This window comes from Epilithonimonas sp., from assembly GCF_036780765.1.
Lineage (GTDB): Bacteria > Bacteroidota > Bacteroidia > Flavobacteriales > Weeksellaceae > Epilithonimonas.
On sequence record NZ_DAIQCG010000002.1, the window covers coordinates 589,367 to 611,143 of the forward strand.

Annotated in this window: 19 protein-coding genes; 13 read left to right on the plus strand and 6 right to left on the minus strand. The window is 35.3% G+C overall.

All coding sequences use genetic code 11. The annotated features are described in order from the left end of the window. Positions 1 to 49 precede the first annotated feature (49 nt). A complete protein-coding gene (locus tag V7P73_RS06180; protein ID WP_333852052.1) occupies positions 50 to 1,375 on the plus strand; it encodes an OmpA family protein in 1,326 nt (441 codons plus the stop codon). Between the two features lie 108 nt (positions 1,376 to 1,483). Next, positions 1,484 to 2,818: an Nramp family divalent metal transporter gene (locus V7P73_RS06185; RefSeq protein ID WP_333852053.1), complete on the plus strand. Its 1,335-nt coding sequence runs from the start codon at positions 1,484 to 1,486 to the stop codon at positions 2,816 to 2,818. A gap of 63 nt (positions 2,819 to 2,881) precedes the next feature. On the opposite strand, the gene fsa is transcribed toward V7P73_RS06185, so the two are convergent. The 3 genes from fsa to gyrA all read right to left on the minus strand — a co-directional run bounded on the left by fsa (position 2,882) and on the right by gyrA (position 7,635). Further along, the gene (fsa, locus tag V7P73_RS06190) at positions 2,882 to 3,535 is read right to left on the minus strand and encodes a fructose-6-phosphate aldolase (protein ID WP_333852054.1); all 654 of its coding nucleotides are present in this window, start codon (positions 3,533 to 3,535) and stop codon (positions 2,882 to 2,884) included. Between the two features lie 88 nt (positions 3,536 to 3,623). Further along, positions 3,624 to 5,000 (minus strand): tetratricopeptide repeat protein, encoded by a 1,377-nt coding sequence (locus V7P73_RS06195; protein ID WP_333852055.1) that lies wholly within the window; start codon positions 4,998 to 5,000, stop codon positions 3,624 to 3,626. Between the two features lie 16 nt (positions 5,001 to 5,016). Further along, the gene (gyrA, locus tag V7P73_RS06200) at positions 5,017 to 7,635 is read right to left on the minus strand and encodes a DNA gyrase subunit A (RefSeq protein ID WP_333852056.1); all 2,619 of its coding nucleotides are present in this window, start codon (positions 7,633 to 7,635) and stop codon (positions 5,017 to 5,019) included. A gap of 147 nt (positions 7,636 to 7,782) precedes the next feature. Between gyrA and V7P73_RS06205 the strand changes: the two genes are divergently transcribed. From V7P73_RS06205 to V7P73_RS06220, 4 genes are all read left to right on the plus strand, one after another. After that, entirely contained in the window at positions 7,783 to 8,097 is a 315-nt protein-coding gene (locus tag V7P73_RS06205) for a DUF4286 family protein (RefSeq protein ID WP_333852057.1), read from the plus strand. 41 nt (positions 8,098 to 8,138) lie between these two features. Continuing rightward, complete coding sequence (locus V7P73_RS06210) at positions 8,139 to 9,776, plus strand: ABC1 kinase family protein (RefSeq protein WP_333852058.1); 1,638 nt, start codon at positions 8,139 to 8,141, stop codon at positions 9,774 to 9,776. A gap of 306 nt (positions 9,777 to 10,082) precedes the next feature. Continuing rightward, entirely contained in the window at positions 10,083 to 12,308 is a 2,226-nt protein-coding gene (locus tag V7P73_RS06215) for a polyribonucleotide nucleotidyltransferase (protein ID WP_333852059.1), read from the plus strand. Between the two features lie 350 nt (positions 12,309 to 12,658). Then, entirely contained in the window at positions 12,659 to 12,991 is a 333-nt protein-coding gene (locus V7P73_RS06220; protein ID WP_333852060.1) for a HopJ type III effector protein, read from the plus strand. Positions 12,992 to 13,142: 151 nt separating this feature from the next. Here the strand turns inward: V7P73_RS06220 and V7P73_RS06225 are convergent, their stop codons facing one another. Continuing rightward, positions 13,143 to 14,285: a DEAD/DEAH box helicase gene (locus V7P73_RS06225; RefSeq protein WP_333852061.1), complete on the minus strand. Its 1,143-nt coding sequence runs from the start codon at positions 14,283 to 14,285 to the stop codon at positions 13,143 to 13,145. A 97-nt stretch (positions 14,286 to 14,382) separates the two neighbouring features. Here V7P73_RS06225 and V7P73_RS06230 point away from each other — a divergent pair, with 97 nt between their 5' ends. Together V7P73_RS06230 and V7P73_RS06235 are read left to right on the plus strand one after the other, a co-directional pair. Further along, a complete protein-coding gene (locus V7P73_RS06230; protein ID WP_333852062.1) occupies positions 14,383 to 14,508 on the plus strand; it encodes a hypothetical protein in 126 nt (41 codons plus the stop codon). A 118-nt stretch (positions 14,509 to 14,626) separates the two neighbouring features. Beyond that, a complete protein-coding gene (locus V7P73_RS06235) occupies positions 14,627 to 14,791 on the plus strand; it encodes a phosphatidate cytidylyltransferase (RefSeq protein ID WP_333852063.1) in 165 nt (54 codons plus the stop codon). Positions 14,792 to 14,841: 50 nt separating this feature from the next. On the opposite strand, the gene V7P73_RS06240 is transcribed toward V7P73_RS06235, so the two are convergent. Next, positions 14,842 to 15,129 carry a rhodanese-like domain-containing protein gene (locus tag V7P73_RS06240; RefSeq protein WP_333852064.1) on the minus strand — a complete coding sequence of 96 codons (288 nt, stop codon included), beginning with the start codon at positions 15,127 to 15,129 and terminating at the stop codon, positions 14,842 to 14,844. 140 nt (positions 15,130 to 15,269) lie between these two features. On the opposite strand from V7P73_RS06240, the gene queG reads away from it, so the two are divergent. The 5 genes from queG (at position 15,270) to alaS (ending at position 21,117) form a co-directional block, all read left to right on the plus strand. Further along, positions 15,270 to 16,193: a tRNA epoxyqueuosine(34) reductase QueG gene (gene queG / locus V7P73_RS06245; protein WP_333852065.1), complete on the plus strand. Its 924-nt coding sequence runs from the start codon at positions 15,270 to 15,272 to the stop codon at positions 16,191 to 16,193. A 220-nt stretch (positions 16,194 to 16,413) separates the two neighbouring features. Beyond that, a complete protein-coding gene (locus V7P73_RS06250; RefSeq protein ID WP_333852066.1) occupies positions 16,414 to 17,091 on the plus strand; it encodes a TIGR02117 family protein in 678 nt (225 codons plus the stop codon). 230 nt (positions 17,092 to 17,321) lie between these two features. Further along, positions 17,322 to 17,906, plus strand: coding sequence for a murein L,D-transpeptidase catalytic domain-containing protein (locus V7P73_RS06255; RefSeq protein ID WP_333852067.1), 585 nt, complete (start codon positions 17,322 to 17,324; stop codon positions 17,904 to 17,906). A 56-nt stretch (positions 17,907 to 17,962) separates the two neighbouring features. After that, the gene (locus V7P73_RS06260; RefSeq protein WP_333852068.1) at positions 17,963 to 18,409 is read left to right on the plus strand and encodes a hypothetical protein; all 447 of its coding nucleotides are present in this window, start codon (positions 17,963 to 17,965) and stop codon (positions 18,407 to 18,409) included. A gap of 104 nt (positions 18,410 to 18,513) precedes the next feature. Next, complete coding sequence (gene alaS, locus V7P73_RS06265) at positions 18,514 to 21,117, plus strand: alanine--tRNA ligase (RefSeq protein ID WP_333852069.1); 2,604 nt, start codon at positions 18,514 to 18,516, stop codon at positions 21,115 to 21,117. 157 nt (positions 21,118 to 21,274) lie between these two features. Here alaS and V7P73_RS06270 read toward each other — a convergent pair whose 3' ends face one another. Beyond that, the gene (locus V7P73_RS06270; protein ID WP_333852070.1) at positions 21,275 to 21,757 is read right to left on the minus strand and encodes a SixA phosphatase family protein; all 483 of its coding nucleotides are present in this window, start codon (positions 21,755 to 21,757) and stop codon (positions 21,275 to 21,277) included. Positions 21,758 to 21,777: the final 20 nt, after the last annotated feature.

Genomic DNA, 21,777 nt, shown 5'->3' on the forward strand with positions numbered 1-21,777 from the left:
GATTAAAATTTGGTAACATTATGTACGTCAAACATTAAAATAAACTACTATGTCAATTAACTTAATCGACCTTATAAAAGGTCAGCTGGGACCGGCAACGGTTTCTCAAACAGCAACTCAACTTGGAGAAAGTGAGTCTGGTATTTCAAAAGCAATTTCTGCATTATTGCCTGCCGTGGTAGGTGGTTTTGCAAATAGTAATGCAAAATCTGAACTTTTTACAACTGTAAAAGAAGCAGCTTCTTCGGGTGCGTTGTCCAATTTACTAGGAAATCTGAACGGAAGCGATTCTGTAATTTCAAGAATTCTTTCTCTAATCTTTGGAGACGGAGATAAGTTAGCTGCAATCACAAATTCGATTTCCAATTATGCAGGAATTAAAAATGATTCTACAAGTTCTCTGTTAAATCTAGTCACCGGAGCTACAGCAGGAACACTTGGAAGGTACGCAATAGATAATAACACTGATGAATCTTCTTTTAGTAATCTTCTCAGCGAGCAGAAAAGTAAACTGTCAGCACTTTTGCCTGCAGGATTTAGTTTTGCAAGTTTAGGTTTGGGGAATTGGTTCGGAAGCGTTGATGCTGAACCTGTAAATGTAGTTCCAGAACCGAAACAAACGCCAATAGCAGACGTGAATCCTGTAACACCTGTTACTGAAAAACCTATCGTGACAGAAACGCCGCAGGTGGAAGTTACAAGAAGTGGAACAACTCACGATATTGTTGGTAATAACGATTCTGGAGGAAGTATCTGGAAATGGTTGTTGCCATTATTATTGTTATTGCTTTTAGGATGGTTTTTCTGGAGACAATGCGATAAAAAAGCAGAGCCTGCGCCAGTGGCTATGACAGATTCTACAACAGTAGTTACAGACTCAACAAACGCAATTGGGGATACGGTTTCTATTACAAGAGAAACTTTGGTTGTGACTTTGCCAAGTGGAAAAACCTTACAAGCTTACAAAGGCGGAATCGAAGACCAAATGGTGGCTTTCCTAAAGTCTGATGAATATAAAAACGCAACAGAAGCACAATTAAAAGATAGATGGTTCAATTTTGATAATCTGAATTTCGAGTTTGGAAAAGCAGTTTTGACGCCAGAATCTCAAGTTCAATTGGATAATCTTAAAATGATTTTAGCTGAGTTTCCTGATGCGAAAATCAAAATCGGAGCTTATACAGATAAAAAAGGTGATGAAGCTGTGAATCTTAAGCTATCTGGCGAACGAGCAAATGTTGTAAAATCAGCAATCGATTCTAAACAAGTTTTGGAAGCGGAAGGATACGGTTCTAAGTTTGCCAAAGTTCCTGCAGAAGCTTCTGACAAAGAAAGAGAGTCTGACAGAAAAACTGCTGTAAGATTTACAAAATAAAAAGCATAATTTTAAATTAATATAAACTGCCAAATTCTGGCAGTTTTTTATTGTAAGTTAAGAAAAGTATTATTAAATTTGTTAGTCTAATCTAACAATAACAATTAATTGAATCAAGATAAAAATAACAACGCATGGAGAAAGGAGAGGAGTTCCAATTCTCTTCAAGAGGTTTTCGCCAGCGTCAATATTCCTAAAGACGGGAGTTTCAAGAAAAAACTAATGGCTTATATGGGGCCAGGATTATTGGTCGCAGTTGGTTATATGGACCCGGGGAATTGGGCTACTGACATTGCAGGAGGTGCTCAATTTGGTTACACGTTGCTTTCTGTCATTCTTATCTCGAATCTTTTCGCGATAGTTCTACAATATTTATCCGTGAAACTAGGTGTTGTAGCAGAACGTGATTTGGCTCAGGCTTGTAAAGACCATTTTCATCCGGTTGTCAATTTTATACTTTGGATATTCTGCGAGATTGCGATTGCGGCTTGTGATTTGGCTGAAGTCATCGGTTCGGCAATTGCTTTGAACTTGTTATTCGGAATTCCATTGAGTGTTGGTGTCGTGATTACAGTGATAGATGTTTTTTTGATTTTATTCCTGCAATCAAGAGGTTTTCGGTATATAGAAAGTATTGTTGGAGGTTTGATATTCATTATTTTTGCATCGTTCCTGTATGATATAGTTCTCAGCAAACCAGAGATTTTGCCAATGTTGGAAGGTTTGATTCCTAAGAAAGAGATTGTAACAAATCCATCAATGCTTTATATTGCTATCGGAATTTTGGGTGCTACAGTGATGCCACACAACCTTTATCTCCACAGCAGTATTGTTCAAACTAGAAATTATCCAAGAACTACTGAAGGTAAAAAGGAAGCTTTGAAATTTGCAGGACTTGATAGTAGTTTTTCTCTGATGTTGGCATTTTTCATCAATGCGGCTATTTTGATCATTTCTGCAGCTACTTTTCATACAACAGGCAATAAAGATGTAGCTGATATAAATGATGCTTATATGTTGCTGACACCGCTTTTGGGAACAACATTAGCAAGTATATTTTTTGGAATAGCATTATTAGCGTCTGGACAAAACTCTACTTTAACAGGAACATTAGCGGGGCAAATTGTGATGGAAGGATTCCTCAATATCAGGTTGAAGCCTTGGGTAAGACGATTGATTACAAGGGTGATTGCCATAGTTCCAGCCTTGATAATCTCTATCAAATATGGCGAACGAGGAACTGCTGATTTGTTAGTTTTCAGTCAGGTTATTTTATCGATGCAGTTGAGTTTTGCGGTGGTTCCTTTGGTAATGTTTACTGGGAGTAAGGCTAAAATGGGTGAGTTTGTGAATAAACCTTGGTTGAAGATTGTTGCTTACATCATCAGTGCAATCATCATTGTTCTGAATCTTTATCTTTTGAAAGAAACTATTTTTCCTTAAATTATATAAATAAAAAACCGAATCCAGAGATTCGGTTTTTTTATGTTGATTTCAAACAAAATTTTAACTCAATTTCTTGGAATCTGCCACGAATTGTGCCAATCCAGAATCTGTAAGCGGGTGCTTCAACAGACTCAAAATCGGAGGCAATGGAGATGTAATCACGTCTGCGCCAATCTTTGCACAGTTGATGATGTGCATAGGATTTCTAATAGATGCTGCCAAAATTTCTGTCTCGAAATAATAGTTATCATAAATAGTTCTGATTTCTTCGATAAGGTTAAGCCCATCTACAGAGATGTCATCCAATCTTCCCAAGAACGGAGAAACATAACTTGCGCCAGCTTTTGCAGCCAATAATGCTTGCCCTGCCGAGAAAATCAATGTGCAATTGGTTTTGATACCTTTGTCAGAAAAATATTTAAGAGCTTTTACGCCATCTTTAATCATTGGGATTTTTACTACGATTCTTTCGTGAAGTGCTGCTAGTTCATCACCTTCTTTGATCATTTCTTCATAAGTTGTAGAAAGAACTTCCGCAGAAACGTCTCCATCTGCGATATTACAGATATCGATATAATGTTGATTGATTGCTTCTTTTCCAGAGATTCCTTCTTTTGCCATTAGCGAAGGATTGGTAGTAACGCCATCCAGAATTCCCAAATCTTGTGCTTCTCTGATTTGATCTAAATTGGCTGTATCAATAAAAAATTTCATATATAAGTTTTTATAAAATTGTTTTGTAAATATAGGTATTTAAATAGCATTCTGGAAATAAAAAAGAAGCCGAAAGGCTTCTTTTAAATTATTTCATTCCAGCTTCTTTTGCTTTGAACTCATTATACTTGGCAGTGTTTTGAGTGGTCATATACATTCCTTTTAGGAGTGTTACAACTTCTTTATTATTAGGCTCATTAGCATAGAGCTTTTCAGCATAAGGCAAAGCTTTTTGGAATCTAGCTCTTCTTTGTTCTAGAACTTTATTAGCTTCATCAATTTTTCCAGCTTTTTTCAAATCTCTGTATTGATTGATTGCTGCTTCATCTTCTCCTAAAATTGCAAAAACTAAATTGTTAAGTGCATTAGGGAACTTAGAATCCATTTCAACCAATTTTTTGAAAGTAGCTTCAGCTTCAGCTTGTTTGCTTGGATCTTTACTTAGCATAACTCCAAGATTGTAAAGACTTTCTTTATCGTTTGGATTAGCAGCGATTTTTGCTTTCAAGTTGTTTACAAACTCATCTGTTTTTCCGGATTTGAAATAAGAATTACTTTGAACTTGACCTAAAGATTGATTTTTAGGGAATTTCTTCAAACCTTCCTCAGCAACTTTTCCTGCCTCCTCATATTTTTGTTGTTCAAATAATAATGATGCAGTCACCTCATAAAGTTCTTCTTGCTTGCTCGGTGTTTTCTCAGTTTTGAAATCTGTATAGCCCGCATTTGCTTTTTTGTAAAGATCAAAAGCTGCTTTGTCCAAAGTTTCTACTTGTCCAGACTTTGTATTTTTTGCAGTGTAAACTGTTTCTTCTCCTGTGTAATTGGATTTAATTAAAGATTGAAGAATATCAGTCGATTGAGCTTTTTTATCAGGTGTTTGAGCATAAGCTACACCAGCGTAATAAAGGAAATTTTTATTATCCTGTCCTGCGGCTTTGAATAAGTAATAAGTTTCAGCGAAGTTTGCACCAGCAACGTCAAACTTTTTGTTGTTATAGTTGGTAGTTGCTTCTTCATTGGCTTTTCTTAAAAGTGGATCTATGGCTCCTCTTAATTTTTCTGTCAAAGCAGGTGAGTATTTGTCTTCTTTCAAAGAAAGTCCGCTTCCTGACTTATCTGCTGCCTCTTTTCCAACAAAATAAACTTTATTCTTGTCTGCGTCTTTTCCAGTAAAGATAGGCTCAGAACCTAAAGACGAAATTTTAGCAAGGACTTCTGCACCTTCAATATTTTTTCCAGCTTTTAAAAGAGACAAACCTTTTGCGTAATAATATTGCTCCAGGATCGATGGTTCCAACAAATAGGTTTTGTCACCAAAGATACCTTCTGCTTTTGATAGTTCTGAATTGGCAGTTGTAAGATCTCCTGAATCAACTGCTTTTACAGCATTAGCGATTTCTTTTTTCTGAGCATTCATCAATGCTACAGATAGAACCGCTAGACTTAAAATTAATCTTTTCATATTAAACTTTTGTTTTTTATACGTTATCTTCTGATTCCTCAGAATTGTCTGTAGTTTCCTCTGTGTTATTAATTTCTTCAGAATCACCGATATTCAATTGGCTATCTCCAGTTTGCTCATCTGCTGAAAATTCTGAATTGTTGCTGTCGTTTTCTAAACCTTCTTCATTGTCTTCCTCTACATCTCTGTCCATTTCTACTTTAGCAATAGCTGCGATTTCATCCTTAGTTTTAAGGTTAATAACTTTAACACCCTGAGTGTTTCTACCCATCACACGCATCTCGTTCATATTCATTCGGATGGCAACACCAGATTTGTTGATGATCATCAATCCGTCTTCGTCTGTAACACTTTGAATCGCGATTAGATTTCCTGTTTTTTCCGTAATGTTAAGTGTGATAACACCTTTTCCACCACGGTTTGTGATACGGTAATCCTCTACGGCGGTTCTCTTTCCATAACCTCTTTCAGAAACTACCAAAACAGTATCATTTTCCAAATCGTTAACAACAATCATTCCGATAACTTCATCATTATCTTCAAGCGAAATTCCACGGACACCAATAGATCCTCTGCCGACAGCTCTTGCTTTTTCTTCAGGGAAGCGGATGCATTTTCCGTTTTTGGTAGCAATCATAATTTGAGAATTTCCGTCCGTTAATTTAGCGCCTAATAATTGGTCATTGTCACGGATTTCAATAGCATTTACACCATTAGTTCTCGGTCTTGAGTAAGCTTCCAAAGATGTTTTCTTGATGGTTCCATTTTTGGTAATCATTACCACATTCATTTGGTTGATGTATTCTTGATTTTTCAAGTCTTTAGTTCTGATGTAAGCTTTGATTTTATCATCTGGCTCGATGTTGATCAAGTTTTGAACAGCTCTACCTTTCGCGGTTTTAGAACCTTCCGGAACTTCGAAAACTCTTAGCCAGAAACATTTTCCTTTTTCTGTGAAGAATAAAAGATACTCGTGGTTTGTAGCTGTTACAATATATTCAAGGAAATCTTCATCTCTGGTAGTTGCCGCTCTGTTTCCTACGCCACCTCTGGATTGTACTTTATATTCAGAAAGCAATGTTCTTTTGATGTAACCAGCGTGAGATATTGTCAGAACTACTTTTTCATCAGGAATAATATCTTCTATAGAGAATTCTCCACCGGAATAATCGATTTCTGAACGTCTTTCGTCACCATATTTTTCTTTGATTTCAAGAAGTTCTTCTTTAATGATTTGATAACGTCTCGGTTCATTAGAAAGAATGTCTTCCAAATCTTTGATTAATGCCATAATCTCTTCATACTCAGCACGGATTTTGTCCAATTCCATTCCGGTAAGACGAGCAAGACGAAGATCTAGAATTGCCTGAGCTTGGATTTCTGATAATTCAAATTCTTCAATCAAACCTTCTTTCGCAGTGGCAGGATTCGCACTGTGACGGATGATCGCAATCGCTCTATCCAAAGAATCCTGAGTTCCGATTACCTTCATAAAGCCTTCAAGAATGTGCGCTCTTTCTTTGGCTTTTTTAAGTTCGAATTCAGTTCTTCTAACGATTACTTCGTGACGGTGATCTACGAAATGTAGAATCAAATCCTTAATATTTAATTGTAAAGGTCTTCCTTTAACTAAAGCAATGTTATTAACTGAAAATGAAGTTTGTAGTGAAGTGTATTTGTATAAAAGGTTTAATACAACGTTTGGTATTGCATCGTTCTTTAATTCGTAAACGATTCGCAAACCTGTTCTATCAGATTCATCACGGATTTCATAAATTCCAGGAAGTTTATCATCTTTTACCAGCTCAGCAGTTCTGGCAATCATCTCAGCTTTGTTCACTTGGTAAGGAACTTCAGTTACGATAATTGCATTTCTGTTTCCAATTTCTTCGAAACCAACTTTAGCTCTTAGAATAATACGTCCTCTTCCTGTATGGAAAGCGTCGCGAACACCGTCGTAACCGTAAATGATTCCGCCAGTTGGAAAATCCGGAGCGATGATATATTTCATCAACTCATCGATGGTAATTTCTTTATTATCAATATATGCACAGATGGCATCAATGCTTTCGGAAAGGTTGTGAGGCGCCATATTCGTCGCCATACCAACCGCAATACCAGAAGTTCCGTTGACCAAAAGGTTTGGAACTTTTGTAGGAAGAACTGTAGGTTCTTGCAAAGAGTCGTCAAAGTTATTTTGAAAATCAACAGTATCTTTATCAAGGTCGGCAAGAATTTCGTCAGAGATTTTCTTAAGTCTTGCTTCCGTATAACGCATTGCTGCAGGTGGATCTCCATCCATAGAACCGAAGTTACCCTGCCCGTCAACCTGCTCATATCGCAGACTCCAAGGTTGTGCCATTCTTACCATTGCATCGTAAACCGAACTGTCCCCGTGTGGGTGATATTTACCCAAAACGTCTCCAACGATTCTGGCAGATTTCAAATGTTTTCTGTTGGAAAATACATTCAGACCATACATACCGTAAAGAACACGTCTGTGTACGGGTTTCAAACCATCTCTCACATCTGGCAAAGCTCTTGATACAATTACTGACATCGAGTAATCGATGTAAGAGGTTTTCATCTCGTCAACAATGTTGATCGGTATTAACCTTTCTCCTTCCTTATGCATAAATATTTTTAATTTATTGTAAATCAGAACTTTGTTTCAGTTTCTGACCTGTTGAGTTTTTCTGTTTTTTATAACGGGCTAATTTACAAAAAAAATACGATTTTTGCATTCTGAATTTATCAACATTAATCATAAAAAAATAAAAATATGAGTATCCTTAGTATTACATTTCACATAGTTGAAGATAGAATAGAAGAATGGGATTTGTACGTAGAAAATGATTTACACCAAATGATTGAAAATCTAATAGATGTTGAGAAATATATTCTCTCAGAAATACATTCTGATATGGTAAATGAAGGAAAAAATACCAATCTTTTTCTATTGTTTGATAATGACGAAATCCGTGATCAGTTTATGGAAAGTGAATTGGTTAATATAGAGGAAAGAATTCTACAGACATTCGGACAAGAAGTGATGGTTTTTCCTACATTCCTCAATCCAAAGAAGAAGAGATTTTAAAGGGAATAATTTTTGAGGACAATTAAAACTCAATTCAAATTATGTTCGACAAGCCACAACGAAAACTCAAACGATCTGCCAAATTAATCTCTGTTTTAAGCAAATATGGATTTAAGGATCTTATTGCCAGAATGGGCAAAAAACCAGAAGAAAGTTCTGTGAATGAAGTTGTTTCCAAAGGAACGGTTTATGAAAGAATCAGATTGGTGTTGGAAGAATTGGGTCCAACATTTGTGAAGCTTGGGCAGACTTTTAGTAATCGTGAAGATTTGCTGCCGCCGGAATTGATTCAGGAATTGCAAAAACTTCAGGATAAAGTAGAGGTTGTTGAAATGAATGTTGAGGAAATCCTGGAGAATGAATTTAATATTTCGGTTAAAGAACATTTTTCGGAAATTATTTCAAAGCCTTTGGCTACTGCATCTATTGCGCAAGTTTATAAAGCCACTTTGATTTCTGGCGAAGAAGTGATTTTGAAAATCAAAAAGCCAGATGTTCTCAGTGTTATTGAGGATGATTTGCTTCTTATTAAAGATTTAGTAAAGCTAATTTCTACTTATTCAGAGATTGCTTCAAAATTGAATCTAAAACAAGCCATCGCAACCTTCGAAAAGTCTTTGTTAGAAGAAGTTTCGTTGGTTAATGAAGGGAATAATATCAAACAATTTTCTCTCAATTTCAAAAATAATAAAGAAACTTATGTTCCGATTGTCTACGACGAATTTTCCAATAATAATGTCCTTTGTATGGAGTTTATTGACGGAATTAAAGTCACAGATAAAGCTGAACTTTTACAACATAATATTGATCCAATTAAAATTTCGGAAGTTGGATTAAGGCTTTTCGTTTCTCAGATTTTGGATTACGGATTTTTCCACGCTGATCCGCACGCAGGAAACATTCTCGTGAAGAAAGATGGAAGAGTTGTTTTTATAGATTTCGGTGCAGTTGGGAAAATTCAACCAAATGATAAAGAGATTCTAGAAAGTCTGATTGTCTCTTTTGTGGCGAAGAATTCTAATAAAATCGTAAGGTCTCTCAAGAAAATGGCAATCAGTTATGATATTCCCGATGAGAGAAAGTTTGAAAATGATGTGGAAGAAGTTCTTAATTTCGTTCATAGTAGTTCTTTAAAAGATATTGATCCGCACATTATCATCAACAAAATGAAAGATGTTTTGAAAGATAATAGGCTTTATATGCCAGATTATTTTTATCTTTTGTTCAAAGGAATTGGTTTGATAGAAGGTGTTGGCAGGACTATTAATCCTGATTTGGATATTGTAAAAAGTCTGCATCCATACACCAAGAAAATATTATCTAGGAAAATAAGTCCGAAAAAACTCCTGAAAAACGGAATGGAAAAAGTGATTAATTTCACTGATAATGTAGATGAAATTCCGAAAGAACTGCGTTCTGTTCTTCAAAAACTGGATGATAATAAATTCACGATTTCGAGTGAAATCAAAAATATTGAGAAAACGAATCAGCTCATTAAAACCAGTATTGTTAATCTAATTTTAGCAATGCTTCTTGGCGCCAATATTATTGCAACAGCAATTGTTTTTGTTTCAGAATCGGGGCCTCGAATTGGAGAAATGTCTTTAGTCGCAGTTTTAGGATTTGTCTTTTCTATTTTCCTAGTTATTGTTCTATTATTGAGAATTACGAGAAAATGAGTATGTTATTTGTTACACACGAAGGCACAATGATTTTTTAATAATTCAAATTAATTTAGGGCACAAAGTTCAACTTCGTTAAATAAAAAATCTTTGATTTTCTTCGTGCTTTAGTATTGTTTAGAGATAACATATCCTTTGTGCCTTTGTGTTTAACTTCAAGCAGATTTATTTTAAAATTTCTTTCTCAGAATCAGTTGTTTTCAACACTTATTTGTAATCCAAATAAATACATTAAATTTGCACCTAAATTTTAGACGAAAACATTAATTAAAGTACTCAATACGGAGTATAAACAAACAATTTATGAGTGCACCTCAAGCAATTACAGAGCTGATTACTCTTGCAGACGGCAGAGAAATCACATTAGAAACAGGGAAACTGGCAAAACAGGCTGACGGATCTGTTGTAGTAAAAATGGGCGGAACAATGCTTTTAGCAACGGTTGTAGCCAACAAAGAAGCCAATCCTGGTGTAGACTTTTTACCTTTGACAGTTGATTACAGAGAAAAATTCTATGCAGGCGGTAAAATCCCTGGAAACTTTTTCAGAAGAGAAGCTAGACCATCTGATCAGGAAATCCTGACAATGCGTTTGGTAGATAGAGTTTTGAGACCTTTGTTTCCTGAAGATTTCCACGCGGAAGTTCAGGTAATGATTTCATTAATTTCTTATGACGGACAATCGATTCCTGATGATTTAGCAGGTCTTGCGGCGTCTTCAGCCATTGCGATTACTGATATTCCTTTCAACGGACCAATGTCTGAAGTGAGAGTTGTAAGAATCGATGGGCAGCTTTCTATTAATCCAAAATTCGAAGATCTTGCAAAATCTGACCTTGATATTATGGTTGGAGCAACTAAAGATTCTATCGTAATGGTGGAAGGTGAGATGAAAGAAATTACTGAAGCAGAAATGCTTGAAGCCATCAACTTCGCTCACGCTGAAATTAAAAAACAAGTTGAAGCTCAGGAAAGATTAGCTCAAAAAGTTGGTAAATCTTTCCCTAAAAGAGAATACAACCACGAGAATCACGATGAAGCCATCCGTGAAAAAGTGTGGAAAGAAACTTATGATAAAGTATACGAAGTTGCTAAAACGCCTTCTAGCAAAGAAGAAAGAGGAGAGAAATTCAAAGCGGTACGTGATGAATTTTTAGCTCAGTATGTTGAAAATGCTGAAGAATTGGAGAGAGTAACACCTTTCGTAAAAGTATATTACCACGATGTGGAAAAAGAAGCGATGCGTCAGATGATTATCAATGATAAAATCAGACTTGATGGTCGTGATCCTGAAACAATCCGTCCAATCTGGTCTGAAATTGATTATTTACCAGGAGCTCACGGTTCTGCAATCTTTACAAGAGGAGAAACTCAGTCTTTGACGGCTGTAACTCTTGGTTCTGTTAAAGATGCGAATATGGTGGACAGCGTAATGGCGAATTATGACGAAAGATTCTTCCTTCATTATAACTTCCCTCCATTCTCAACTGGTGAAGCACGTCCTTTGAGAGGAACTTCAAGAAGAGAAGTTGGTCACGGAAACCTGGCTCAGAGAGCTTTGGCAAATATGATTCCTGAAGAAAATCCTTATACAATCCGTATTGTTTCTGATATCCTTGAATCTAATGGTTCATCTTCTATGGCGACTGTTTGTGCAGGAACTTTAGCATTGATGGATGCAGGTGTTCAAATCAAAAAACCAGTTTCCGGTATTGCGATGGGATTGGTAACTGATGTTAAAACAGGGAAATTCACTGTTCTTTCTGATATCTTAGGTGATGAAGATCATTTGGGTGATATGGACTTCAAAGTAACGGGAACTGCAGACGGAATTACTGCTTGCCAGATGGATATTAAAATCCAAGGACTTTCTATGGATATTATGGAGAAAGCTCTTCTACAAGCTAAAGAAGGAAGACTTCATATCCTTAACAAAATCACTGAAACAATTGCTGAACCAAGAGAAGATGTGAAACCTCACGCTCCGAAAATGGTAATGATGGAAATTCCTAAAGATTTCATCGGAGCTGTAATCGGACCTGGTGGAAAAATCATTCAGCAAATGCAGAAAGATACCGATACTGTTATTGCTATCGAAGAAGTTGGCGAAATCGGTAGAATCGAAATTTCTGGTGTTAGCAGAGAGAAGATCAACGAGGCGATTGCAAAAATCAACGAGATTACTTTTGTACCGGTTGTAGGTGAAGTTTACCAAGGTAAAGTAGTGAAAGTAATGGATTTCGGAGCTTTCGTAGCGATTGCCAAAGGTACTGAAGGTTTACTTCATATCTCTGAAATCGAGTGGGCAAGACTTGACAAAGTGCCTTACAAAGAAGGCGACGAAGTGGAGGTGAAATTTATGGGTTATGATGACCGTAAGAAAATGAAACTTTCAAGAAAAGTTTTGTTGCCAAGACCACCAAGACCTGAGAAAAAAGAAGGTGAACAAAGAGGTCCAAGACCAGAGGGAAAAGTAAATCCTGAAGGTAAAGACCAACCAGGAGAGCACAAACCTTTGAACGAAGCTTAAGATTAAATCTTAATTATTATATGAATCCCCCGAATAATCGGGGGATTTTTTTGTGGTGTATTTAGTTTATTGTCCTTCGAGAGCTTTAGAATGACAGGTTTGTGGCTTGCCTATGGCACGAGTGTGTTGGTTGGGTTCTATTAACAGCTTGCTCCGATGGAGCGTTTTAGGATGCAAGAAAATCTGATAAAAAGCTTGTAGTTTTTTCAATATCTTTTAATTCTGATGAAATTCTATTTTTAAATTGCTTATTTTTTTGTAATTGCTCTAAATCGATGTCATAAATGTTTTGGCGCATGATTTTGCGTTGTTGGGATCATTTTAATTATTTTTGATAAAAATTTATAAAAATGATTTTAGAACAACTGAAAAACTCTCCTGAAACAATTGATTTCCAAGAAGTGATTGCTTTTATTGATGAGAATTATAATTTCAGGCCTACGAAATTCACGAATGGAAATACTATTAATGAAGCAGACCAGAACAATGGTTCTTGCAAAGTTTTCAGTTTTGCGAAGTTGAACCAACTTTCAAAAGAAGAAACGTTGGCTTTATTCGGAGATTTCTACAGAACAGATGTTTTGAAGAATCGGGAAGGAACAGACCATCAGAATATCAGGAACTTTATGGAGTTTGGCTGGGATGGGATTATGTTTGAAGAAGAGGCTTTAACTCAGAAATGATTTTTAACACAAAGGCATAAAAGAGGAAATAGCAATTATTGAATTTTGAGGTACAAAGATTTTATCTTTAGATAAAATTGATTTTTTAGTTTTTGTGTATTAAAATAGCCCCGTTAAATAATTTACGAGAAAAATAATAAAAAATTAAATTTTAATAACCGTGTAAATCCAAACCTTCCGTTCTCTGCAAAGTCACTTTTTTACCCATCTTTTTTTGAATCACTCGGAAATGTTGTAGTTCAGCATCCGTTAAAATATTGATAGCTGTTCCTTTTTCGCCTGCACGACCTGTTCTGCCGATTCTGTGAATATAATCCAAAGGCGAACGAGGCAACTCATAATTGATGACGCAAGGCAAAGATTCGATGTGGATTCCACGTCCAATCAAGTCGGTTGCTACCAAAATTTGAGCGCCATTGACTTTGAATTCTTCCAAATTATTTCGTCTTGCACCTTGCGATTTCTGGCTGTGGATGGCGACTGCTTTTATTTTATTTTTCTTTAGTTTTTCAACCAGATTATCTGCAGACCTTGTGGATGAAACAAAAATCAAAGCTTTTTCAACTTTCTTTTCCTTAATCAAATATCTCAAAAAAGGACCTTTGTTTTCGGGAGCAACGTGATAAGCTAATTGTTCTATATGGTCAATTTCAACCTCTTCTTTTTTGATTTCGATTAAAGTTGGATTAATGGACAAGCGTTCCGTCATTTCAGAAACTTTATCGTTCAAAGTCGCAGAAAATAGAGTGATTTGTTTGGCAACGGGCATCATTGCAAACAGTTTATTCATTTCTTCGCCAAAGCCTAATTGAAACATTTTATCGGCTTCATCAATAACCAAATGTTGGATAGTGGAAATACTCAAAGCATTATGATCAATCAAATCCAAAAGACGGCCAGGCGTTGCGATGAGAACTTCTATGCCAAATAATCCTTTCATTTGTGGATTGATAGAAACACCACCATAAACTGCCATTGTGCGGACTTCACGTTTCAGATTATTTGTAAAGGCACGGAAAACTTCATCGATTTGAATAGCTAATTCCCGAGTTGGAACCAATATCAGAACCTGAACATTTCTGTCTTTTTTAACTTCAGTATTCTGTAGTTTTTCTAAAATGGGTATTACAAAACAAGCTGTTTTTCCAGAACCAGTTTGTGCAATTCCCATCAAATCTTTGCCTTGCAAAATTACAGGTACTGCTTGTTCTTGGATTGGGAAAGGTTTCAGGTAACCTAATTTTTTAACTGAACGAATAATGTTACTTGATAATCCTAACGCTTCGAATGACATAAAACTAATTTGTGACAAAGATAGGTGATTGAGATTGGTTTTTAATAATCAAAAATAGCTTGGCTTGTTTCTTGTAATTATCTTGAAAATTTAAAGTATGAAATCAAGATTGTTAAAAATGGCTTTGACTTGGCTGGCTCCAATTGTAATTGGATATGTGGTCAAAAAAATAGAAGAAAAAGTGTCTAATAAAAATCAGCCAAAAGAGATTCCCTCTCACTAAAAAATCATCCATCAATTTCTGATGGATTTTTTATTTTTCCATAACAATAATCGTGTAAAATCGAAATTCCTATTTGTTTTTGGCTTAAGTTTTGAATTTAACTCACAAATATTACACTATGAAAAAATATATCAATTTTATTCCGCTATTCTTATTAGCTGGAATGCTGACAAGTTGCGAAGCAGTCGAAACTATTTTCAAAGCCGGTATGTGGTGGGGAATTATTTTAGTTGTAGGAGTCATAGGCTTAGTGATATGGTTATTATCCAGGGGTAAAAACTAAAAAAAGCGGGAAATTATCAATTTCCCGCTTTGTATTTTTTTTGAGTCGTCTTAAAGATTCTCCAAAGTTGCGCTAAGGTCGTTGTAACCACCACCGTTGTACACATTCTCAAAGCCTTGAGATTTATAAAACTCAGTCGCTTTTCCGGATCTGTTTCCGGATCTGCAGAAGAAAATAACATTGCCATCCAAAGCTCTGATTTCATCAATGTGCTCTTCGATATCTCCCAAAGGAATATTGTTAGCTTCTGCAATGTTCCCATCCATTTCCAATTCCAAAGGTTCACGAACATCAATCAAGTGGTAATTTCCCGCTTTCAATACATCTTCTATTGCCATAATATTTTATTTTTTACGTTTTTAATGCTAACAAAAATACAAATTTTAGATATTAGTTTTAAATTAAAATTAAGTTCTTTTGATGTTGTAAATGAATTTTATGTTTGATGATTTTAAAACATTAATTTTGCAATTTCCAAATGAACAACAAAGAGAAATACAGCAATTTGATAAAATCCAAAGCTTTGGCTTTCGGGTTTCAGTCTTGTGGTATTTCCAAAGCTGGTTTTCTTGAAGAAGAAGCGCCACATTTGGAAAAATGGCTGAAGAACAACTTCCACGGCGAGATGAAATATATGGAGAATTATTTCGAGAAACGTCTTGACCCGAGATTGTTGGTAGAAGGTTCCCAATCCGTAATTTCTCTGAGTTATAATTATTTCCCTGAAGAAATTCAAACTAATAAAGATTTTAAACTAGCAAAGTACGCTTACGGCGAAGATTATCACGAAGTTATTAAAGATAAATTGAAGCTAATGATTGCGGAACTTCAGGAAGAAATAGGGGAGTTCTCTTTTCGTGTTTTTGTAGATTCTGCGCCTGTTTTGGAAAAAGCTTGGGCGAAGAAATCAGGAATTGGCTGGGTTGGAAAAAACTCAAATCTTATTACCAAGAAAAATGGTTCTTTTTATTTTTTAGCAGAAATCATTTGTGATTTGGAATTGATCCAGGATTATGAGGTAACAGACCATTGTGGGAGTTGTACCAAATGCATCGATTCTTGTCCCACTCAGGCAATAGTTTCCGATAAAATCATCGATGGAAGCAAGTGTATTTCGTATGCAACGATAGAACTGAAAGACCAAATTCCTGATTTTTTCAAAGATAAAATGGAGGATTGGATGTTTGGCTGCGATATTTGCCAAGATGTCTGTCCGTGGAATAGATTCTCTGCTCCTACATTAGAGGAGAAATTCAAACCGAATTCTGAGATCAAAAACTTTACAAAACAAGAGTGGAAAGACATTACCCAAGAAGTTTTCTCCACGGTTTTCAGAAAGTCGGCGGTAAAAAGAACCAAATTTGCAGGTCTTAAACGTAATCTTGATTTCCTTTCGGACTAAGATTATCTTCTTTTCTGCGATCTTTTTGGGGCAACTTTTACTCTGATTTTTAGTCTTTTGTTGGATTGGCGTTTTTTCGGCATATTTCTGTGTTATTTCTTTACTAAATTTCAAGAAAAATTTTCATAAAACCTAGATTTATTAAAAAAAATTAACATTTTGATTTTGTGTCGTAAATTTTGTTAACTTTATAGTTCGACGCGCTGGCAAAAACCATACAATGAAAAAAACGTTATTTCTAATTCTTAAAATAATCGGCTTCTTGATTGGAGTCGTTTTTTTGTATATTATATTGAGTTTGTTACTTCCAATGATTCCTGTAAAAGCTGAGGAAACAAGCGATCCAAAAATAGTTGAAGCCTATATTTTGACTAATGGTGTTCATACGGATTTGGTTGTTCCTGTCAAATCTAAATACATAGATTGGAGCCAGAAATTACCTTTTGAAAATACTAAAGGAAAGGATTCTGATCAGAATTTCATTGCGTTCGGTTGGGGCGACAAAGGTTTCTATTTGGATACGCCAACTTGGGCTGATCTCAAATTTTCTACTGCTTTCAAAGCTGCATTTTGGCTCAGTGAGTCTGCGATGCATTGTACCTATTACAAAAAAATGACAGTCGCTGATGATTGCAAAAAAATAATGCTCACGGAAAAGCAATATCAGGATTTAATCAAATTCATAGATGATAAGTTTGACAAAGATCCAGAAGGAAAATATATTTTGATAAAAACCGATGCCGTTTACGGAAATAATGATGCTTTTTACGATGCAAAAGGTAGCTACAATTTTGCCTACACTTGCAACACTTGGGCGAATGACGGCCTAAAAGCTGCTGGCCAAAAAGCTGCATTCTGGACACCGACGGATTTTGGGATTTTCAGACATTATAAGTAAGATTCTTAATCCTAATTATTTGGGCAGCTATTCCGCTTTCCACTCCCGCTTTTTTTGTTATTGCAAACGTGGGCAGTAAAAGATTAGAATTTTTCCATAATTGCAATAACAAAAAAGAGCTCCGTTCAAGTCGGGCTGCGCTTCGCAAAATTGAAACATTGGTCATCATAATGAAGTTTGTCATCACTTTTCTATTTTCAATAATATTTTTAAGCTGTCAAAAAGAAAATTTGACAAATCTAAAACCGATTTTTGAAACTTCGAATGATATTAAAAAGCCAGAATTAGATTCTGCAAAAATCAGTCAGAAATCCAAAGAAGCCTTAGAATTCTGCAAAGGTCAAAATATGAACACTGATTTTTGTATTTTGATAGATATGAGTTTGCATTCAGGATTAAAACGTTTTTTTATTTATGATTTCAAACAAGATAAAATTGTCAACAAATATTTAGTTGGACATGGTTGCGGAAACAATTCTTGGAGCTCCGATGATTCTAAAGAAAATCCTAAGTTTAGCAATATAGATAACAGTCATCTTTCGTCTTTAGGAAAATACAAATTAGGAGCAAGAGGTTACAGCAATTGGGGCGTGAATGTAAAATATCTGATGCACGGATTAGAAGAAACTAATAGTAACGCCTTGAAAAGAATCATCGTTTTTCATTCTTGGGAAAAGATGAGCGATGACGAAGTTTATCCTAAAGGTTCGCCAGAAGGTTGGGGTTGTCCTACAGTTTCAAATAATGCTTTTAAAGAAATCGATCCGCTATTGAAAAGTTCCGAGAAACCTATTTTAATATGGATTTATAATTGAATAAAATGAAAGTTTTAAAGAAAATATTATAATCTCGGTTTATAAACAATAGAATTATGAATAAAATTTTACTTGTAACATTATTTTTTATTTCTACTTCATCAGTTAATGCACAAATTAATTTGAAGGAATCAAAAGAAAAGGCCTTAAAGACTATTAAGCAAATTAATTACGAATATAAAAAGGGCAACTTTGATAATATACCAATTTTTTTTACCCAAAACACTTTGTGTCTGGTTTGTGACAAAAAAACTATTGGTGATGATTTTATGGTTGAGAATTCTAAAATTCCAAATGTAATAGTGGAAATGATTTCTTTTTTTAAAGTAAATAAATTAAGAAAAAGTAAAATAATTTATAATGAAGATAGTGACGAATTTTCACTAGGTTTTCAACTTGCTAAACCAAACCCTAAAACCAGTTTTGAAGGTTCAGGATGTTTAGTGTATTTTAAAAATGATGGTGGAAAAATAAAAGTTTCAGGAATTATGACGATACCATAAAACGCACATTTTTATTTAACAAAATCACATAATTTACTTAAATTTGCCAACCAAAAGTTGATTATCAAAGACCATCAACTGACAACCAACAACAGACAACTAAAATGACTTCACAAGAAATAAGACAGCAATTTTTAGATTTTTTCAAAAGCAAAGAACATTTGATCGTTCCTTCTGCGCCAATTGTACTTAAAGATGATCCAACACTGATGTTTTCAAACTCTGGAATGACGCAGTTCAAAGATTATTTTTTAGGTTACAAAGAACCGAAATCATCCAGAATTGCCGATACGCAAAAATGTCTTAGAGTTTCCGGAAAGCATAACGATTTGGATGATGTTGGTCGTGATACTTACCATCATACGATGTTCGAGATGTTGGGGAATTGGTCTTTTGGCGATTATTTTAAAAAAGAAGCGATTACTTGGGCTTGGGAATTATTGACGGAAGTTTACAAAATTCCTAAAGAAAACCTTTACGTGACCATTTTCGAAGGCGATGAAAAAGAAAATCTTGAAAGAGATACTGAAGCTTACGATTTGTGGAAGCAATTCATCTCGGAAGATCGAATCATCAATGGAAATAAGAAAGATAATTTCTGGGAAATGGGAGCAAGTGGACCTTGTGGACCTTGCTCGGAAATCCACGTTGATTTGAGAAGTGAAGAAGAAAAAGCGAAAGTTTCAGGACTTGATTTGGTAAATAATGACCATCCTCAAGTTGTTGAGATTTGGAATCTTGTATTTATGCAATTCAACAGAAAAGCGGACGGTTCTCTGGAAAATCTTCCTGCAAAACACATCGATACGGGAATGGGATTTGAGCGTCTTTGTATGGCTCTACAGCAGAAAGAATCTAATTATGACACCGATGTTTTCACGCCTTTGATTGCTAAAGTTGAAGAACTTTCTGGTAAAAAATATACAGGCATTTTAACAGACGAAAAAGATATTGCAATCCGTGTGGTTGTAGATCATATTCGTGCAGTTTCTTTTGCGATCGCAGATGGACAATTGCCTTCCAATGGTGGTGCAGGTTACGTAATCAGAAGAATCTTGAGAAGAGGAATTTCTTATGCTTATAGATTCTTGGACAGAAAAGAACCTTTCCTTTTCGAATTAGTGGCTGTTCTTCAGGATCAGATGGGCAAATTCTTCCCAGAATTGGAAAAGCAAGGAAATCTTGTAACTGAAGTGATTAAAAGTGAGGAAGAATCTTTCCTTAAAACCATAGAAAATGGATTATTAAGAGTTGAGAAATTGATTCAGCAAACCATCGCAGACGGTCAAAAAGTGTTGCCAAGCGAAGAAGTTTTTGAATTGTACGATACTTATGGTTTTCCTGATGATTTAACAAGAATTATCGCAGAAGAAAAAGGTTTAACAATTGATGAAGCAGGTTTCGAAGCAGAAATGGCTAAGCAAAAGCAACGTTCTAAAAGAGATTCTGCTGCGAAAGTTTACGATTGGGTTGTTCTTGAGGAAAAACCTGAAAATTTTGTTGGCTATGATCAATTGGAATCTGAAACTTATATCACACGTTACAGAAAAATAGAAAATAAAGACGGCGAGTTTTATCAGGTTGTTTTAAGTAATTCTCCTTTCTATCCGGAAGGTGGAGGCCAGGTTGGCGACAAAGGAACTCTTGAAAATGCAACCGAGATTTTCGACGTTATTGAAACTAAAAAAGAAAACGGATTGATTATTTCTTTGATCAACGCACTTCCAAAAGATGCTGGTGCGGTTTTCTATGCTAAAGTCAATGTGGCTGATAGAAAAAATTCTCAAGCAAACCATTCTGTGACACACTTGTTGCACGAAGCTTTGAGAGAAGTTCTCGGAACTCACGTTGAGCAAAAAGGTTCTTATGTTGGACCAGATTATTTGAGATTCGATTTTTCTCATTTTTCTAAAATGACAGACGAAGAATTGGCTTTGGTTGAGTCTAAAGTGAATGCTAAAATCAAAGAAAATATTGCGTTGCAGGAATTCCGAAATATTCCGATTCAGGAAGCTTTTGATATGGGCGCAACTGGACTTTTTGGTGAGAAATATGGCGACTTTGTAAGAATGATTCAATTTGGTAGTTCAAAAGAACTTTGTGGAGGAACACACGTGAAATATACGAGTGAAATTGGTCATTTTAAAATCGTTTCTGAAAGTTCTGCAGCTGCGGGAATCAGAAGAATTGAAGCTATTTCAGGAGAGAAATCAGAAGAATATTTTAAAAATTTGGAAACTCAGTTTACGGAAATTTCACAGTTGTTGAAATCTAAAGATTTGGTTAAGTCAATTGAGAAATTGTTGGAAGAAAATTCGGTTTTGAAATCTGAAATCGAATCATTCAAAAAAGAAAAAGCAAAAGGCGAAATCCAAAACTGGAAAAATGATTTTGAAGATAAAAACGGAAAAAAAATATTGGTTAAGAAAACTTCTCTGGATGCAGGTTCTGTGAAAGATATTGTGTTCCAACTGAAAAAAGAAATTCCAAATTCTGTTACAATTATTATATCTGATGCTGGCGAAAAACCAATGATTACAGTTGGCGTTTCTGCAGATTTGGAAACAAGTTATCATGCTGGAAATATCGTAAAAGAATTAGCAAAAGAAATCCAAGGTGGTGGTGGTGGAAATCCAGGTTTTGCTACAGCTGGAGGAAAAAATATTGAGGGCATTGAGAATGCTTATCAGAAAGCTTTGGGAATCTAATTTCTATATTCACATAAAAATAAAAAACGTCCTGAATTTTTCGGGACGTTTTTTATTTATAATTGAACTCAGCAGCCCGGCTTGAACGGAGCTCTTTTTCTTTTTATAAAAAAGAAAAAAGCGGGAGTGGAAGACGGATTAAGCTGCCCAAATTATTTTATTGATTGAAATTCTTAGGCGAATAAAAGTATAAAAACTTCTTTTTGGCTATTTCGAAATCGCTCCATTTATCACAATCGATTTGATAAGCAACGACACCGGAAGTTGGGAGGTTTACAATCTCATCTGTAAGAGAATTGGCGAAATTTGAAATCCCATTGTTGTGAGAAAATAACGCCACTGAATTGATGGAATCATCTAAACCGTAAATCAAATTTTCAAAATCGGTCTCGCGCGGATTGTATAAAGTTTGCTCTGTTGAATAAGGTTTTCCGTAAACCTCCGAAAATAATTCGCAGGTATGCAGTGCACGTTTTGCAGGACTGGAAATGAAAGTGTCTATTTCTATAGATTTATCTTTTAGCAAACGAGCCATTTTAGGCGCATTCACCATTCCTAAATCATTTAGAGGACGGTCAAAGTCTTCAACATCTACAGGCCAATCGCTCTTGGAATGCCTAACAAGTAATAATGTCTTCATTCAAAAGGGTTTAATCGAAT

Coding starts and splice junctions, on each gene's coding strand:
- V7P73_RS06180 (WP_333852052.1), top strand. CDS start 50: ATGTCAATTAACTTAATCGACCTTATAAAAGGTCAGCTGGGACCGGCA.
- fsa (WP_333852054.1), bottom strand. CDS start 3,535: ATGAAATTTTTTATTGATACAGCCAATTTAGATCAAATCAGAGAAGCA.
- V7P73_RS06195 (WP_333852055.1), bottom strand. CDS start 5,000: ATGAAAAGATTAATTTTAAGTCTAGCGGTTCTATCTGTAGCATTGATG.
- gyrA (WP_333852056.1), bottom strand. CDS start 7,635: ATGCATAAGGAAGGAGAAAGGTTAATACCGATCAACATTGTTGACGAG.
- V7P73_RS06205 (WP_333852057.1), top strand. CDS start 7,783: ATGAGTATCCTTAGTATTACATTTCACATAGTTGAAGATAGAATAGAA.
- V7P73_RS06210 (WP_333852058.1), top strand. CDS start 8,139: ATGTTCGACAAGCCACAACGAAAACTCAAACGATCTGCCAAATTAATC.
- V7P73_RS06215 (WP_333852059.1), top strand. CDS start 10,083: ATGAGTGCACCTCAAGCAATTACAGAGCTGATTACTCTTGCAGACGGC.
- V7P73_RS06220 (WP_333852060.1), top strand. CDS start 12,659: ATGATTTTAGAACAACTGAAAAACTCTCCTGAAACAATTGATTTCCAA.
- V7P73_RS06225 (WP_333852061.1), bottom strand. CDS start 14,285: ATGTCATTCGAAGCGTTAGGATTATCAAGTAACATTATTCGTTCAGTT.
- V7P73_RS06230 (WP_333852062.1), top strand. CDS start 14,383: ATGAAATCAAGATTGTTAAAAATGGCTTTGACTTGGCTGGCTCCAATT.
- V7P73_RS06235 (WP_333852063.1), top strand. CDS start 14,627: ATGAAAAAATATATCAATTTTATTCCGCTATTCTTATTAGCTGGAATG.
- V7P73_RS06240 (WP_333852064.1), bottom strand. CDS start 15,129: ATGGCAATAGAAGATGTATTGAAAGCGGGAAATTACCACTTGATTGAT.
- queG (WP_333852065.1), top strand. CDS start 15,270: ATGAACAACAAAGAGAAATACAGCAATTTGATAAAATCCAAAGCTTTG.
- V7P73_RS06250 (WP_333852066.1), top strand. CDS start 16,414: ATGAAAAAAACGTTATTTCTAATTCTTAAAATAATCGGCTTCTTGATT.
- V7P73_RS06260 (WP_333852068.1), top strand. CDS start 17,963: ATGAATAAAATTTTACTTGTAACATTATTTTTTATTTCTACTTCATCA.
- alaS (WP_333852069.1), top strand. CDS start 18,514: ATGACTTCACAAGAAATAAGACAGCAATTTTTAGATTTTTTCAAAAGC.
- V7P73_RS06270 (WP_333852070.1), bottom strand. CDS start 21,757: ATGAAGACATTATTACTTGTTAGGCATTCCAAGAGCGATTGGCCTGTA.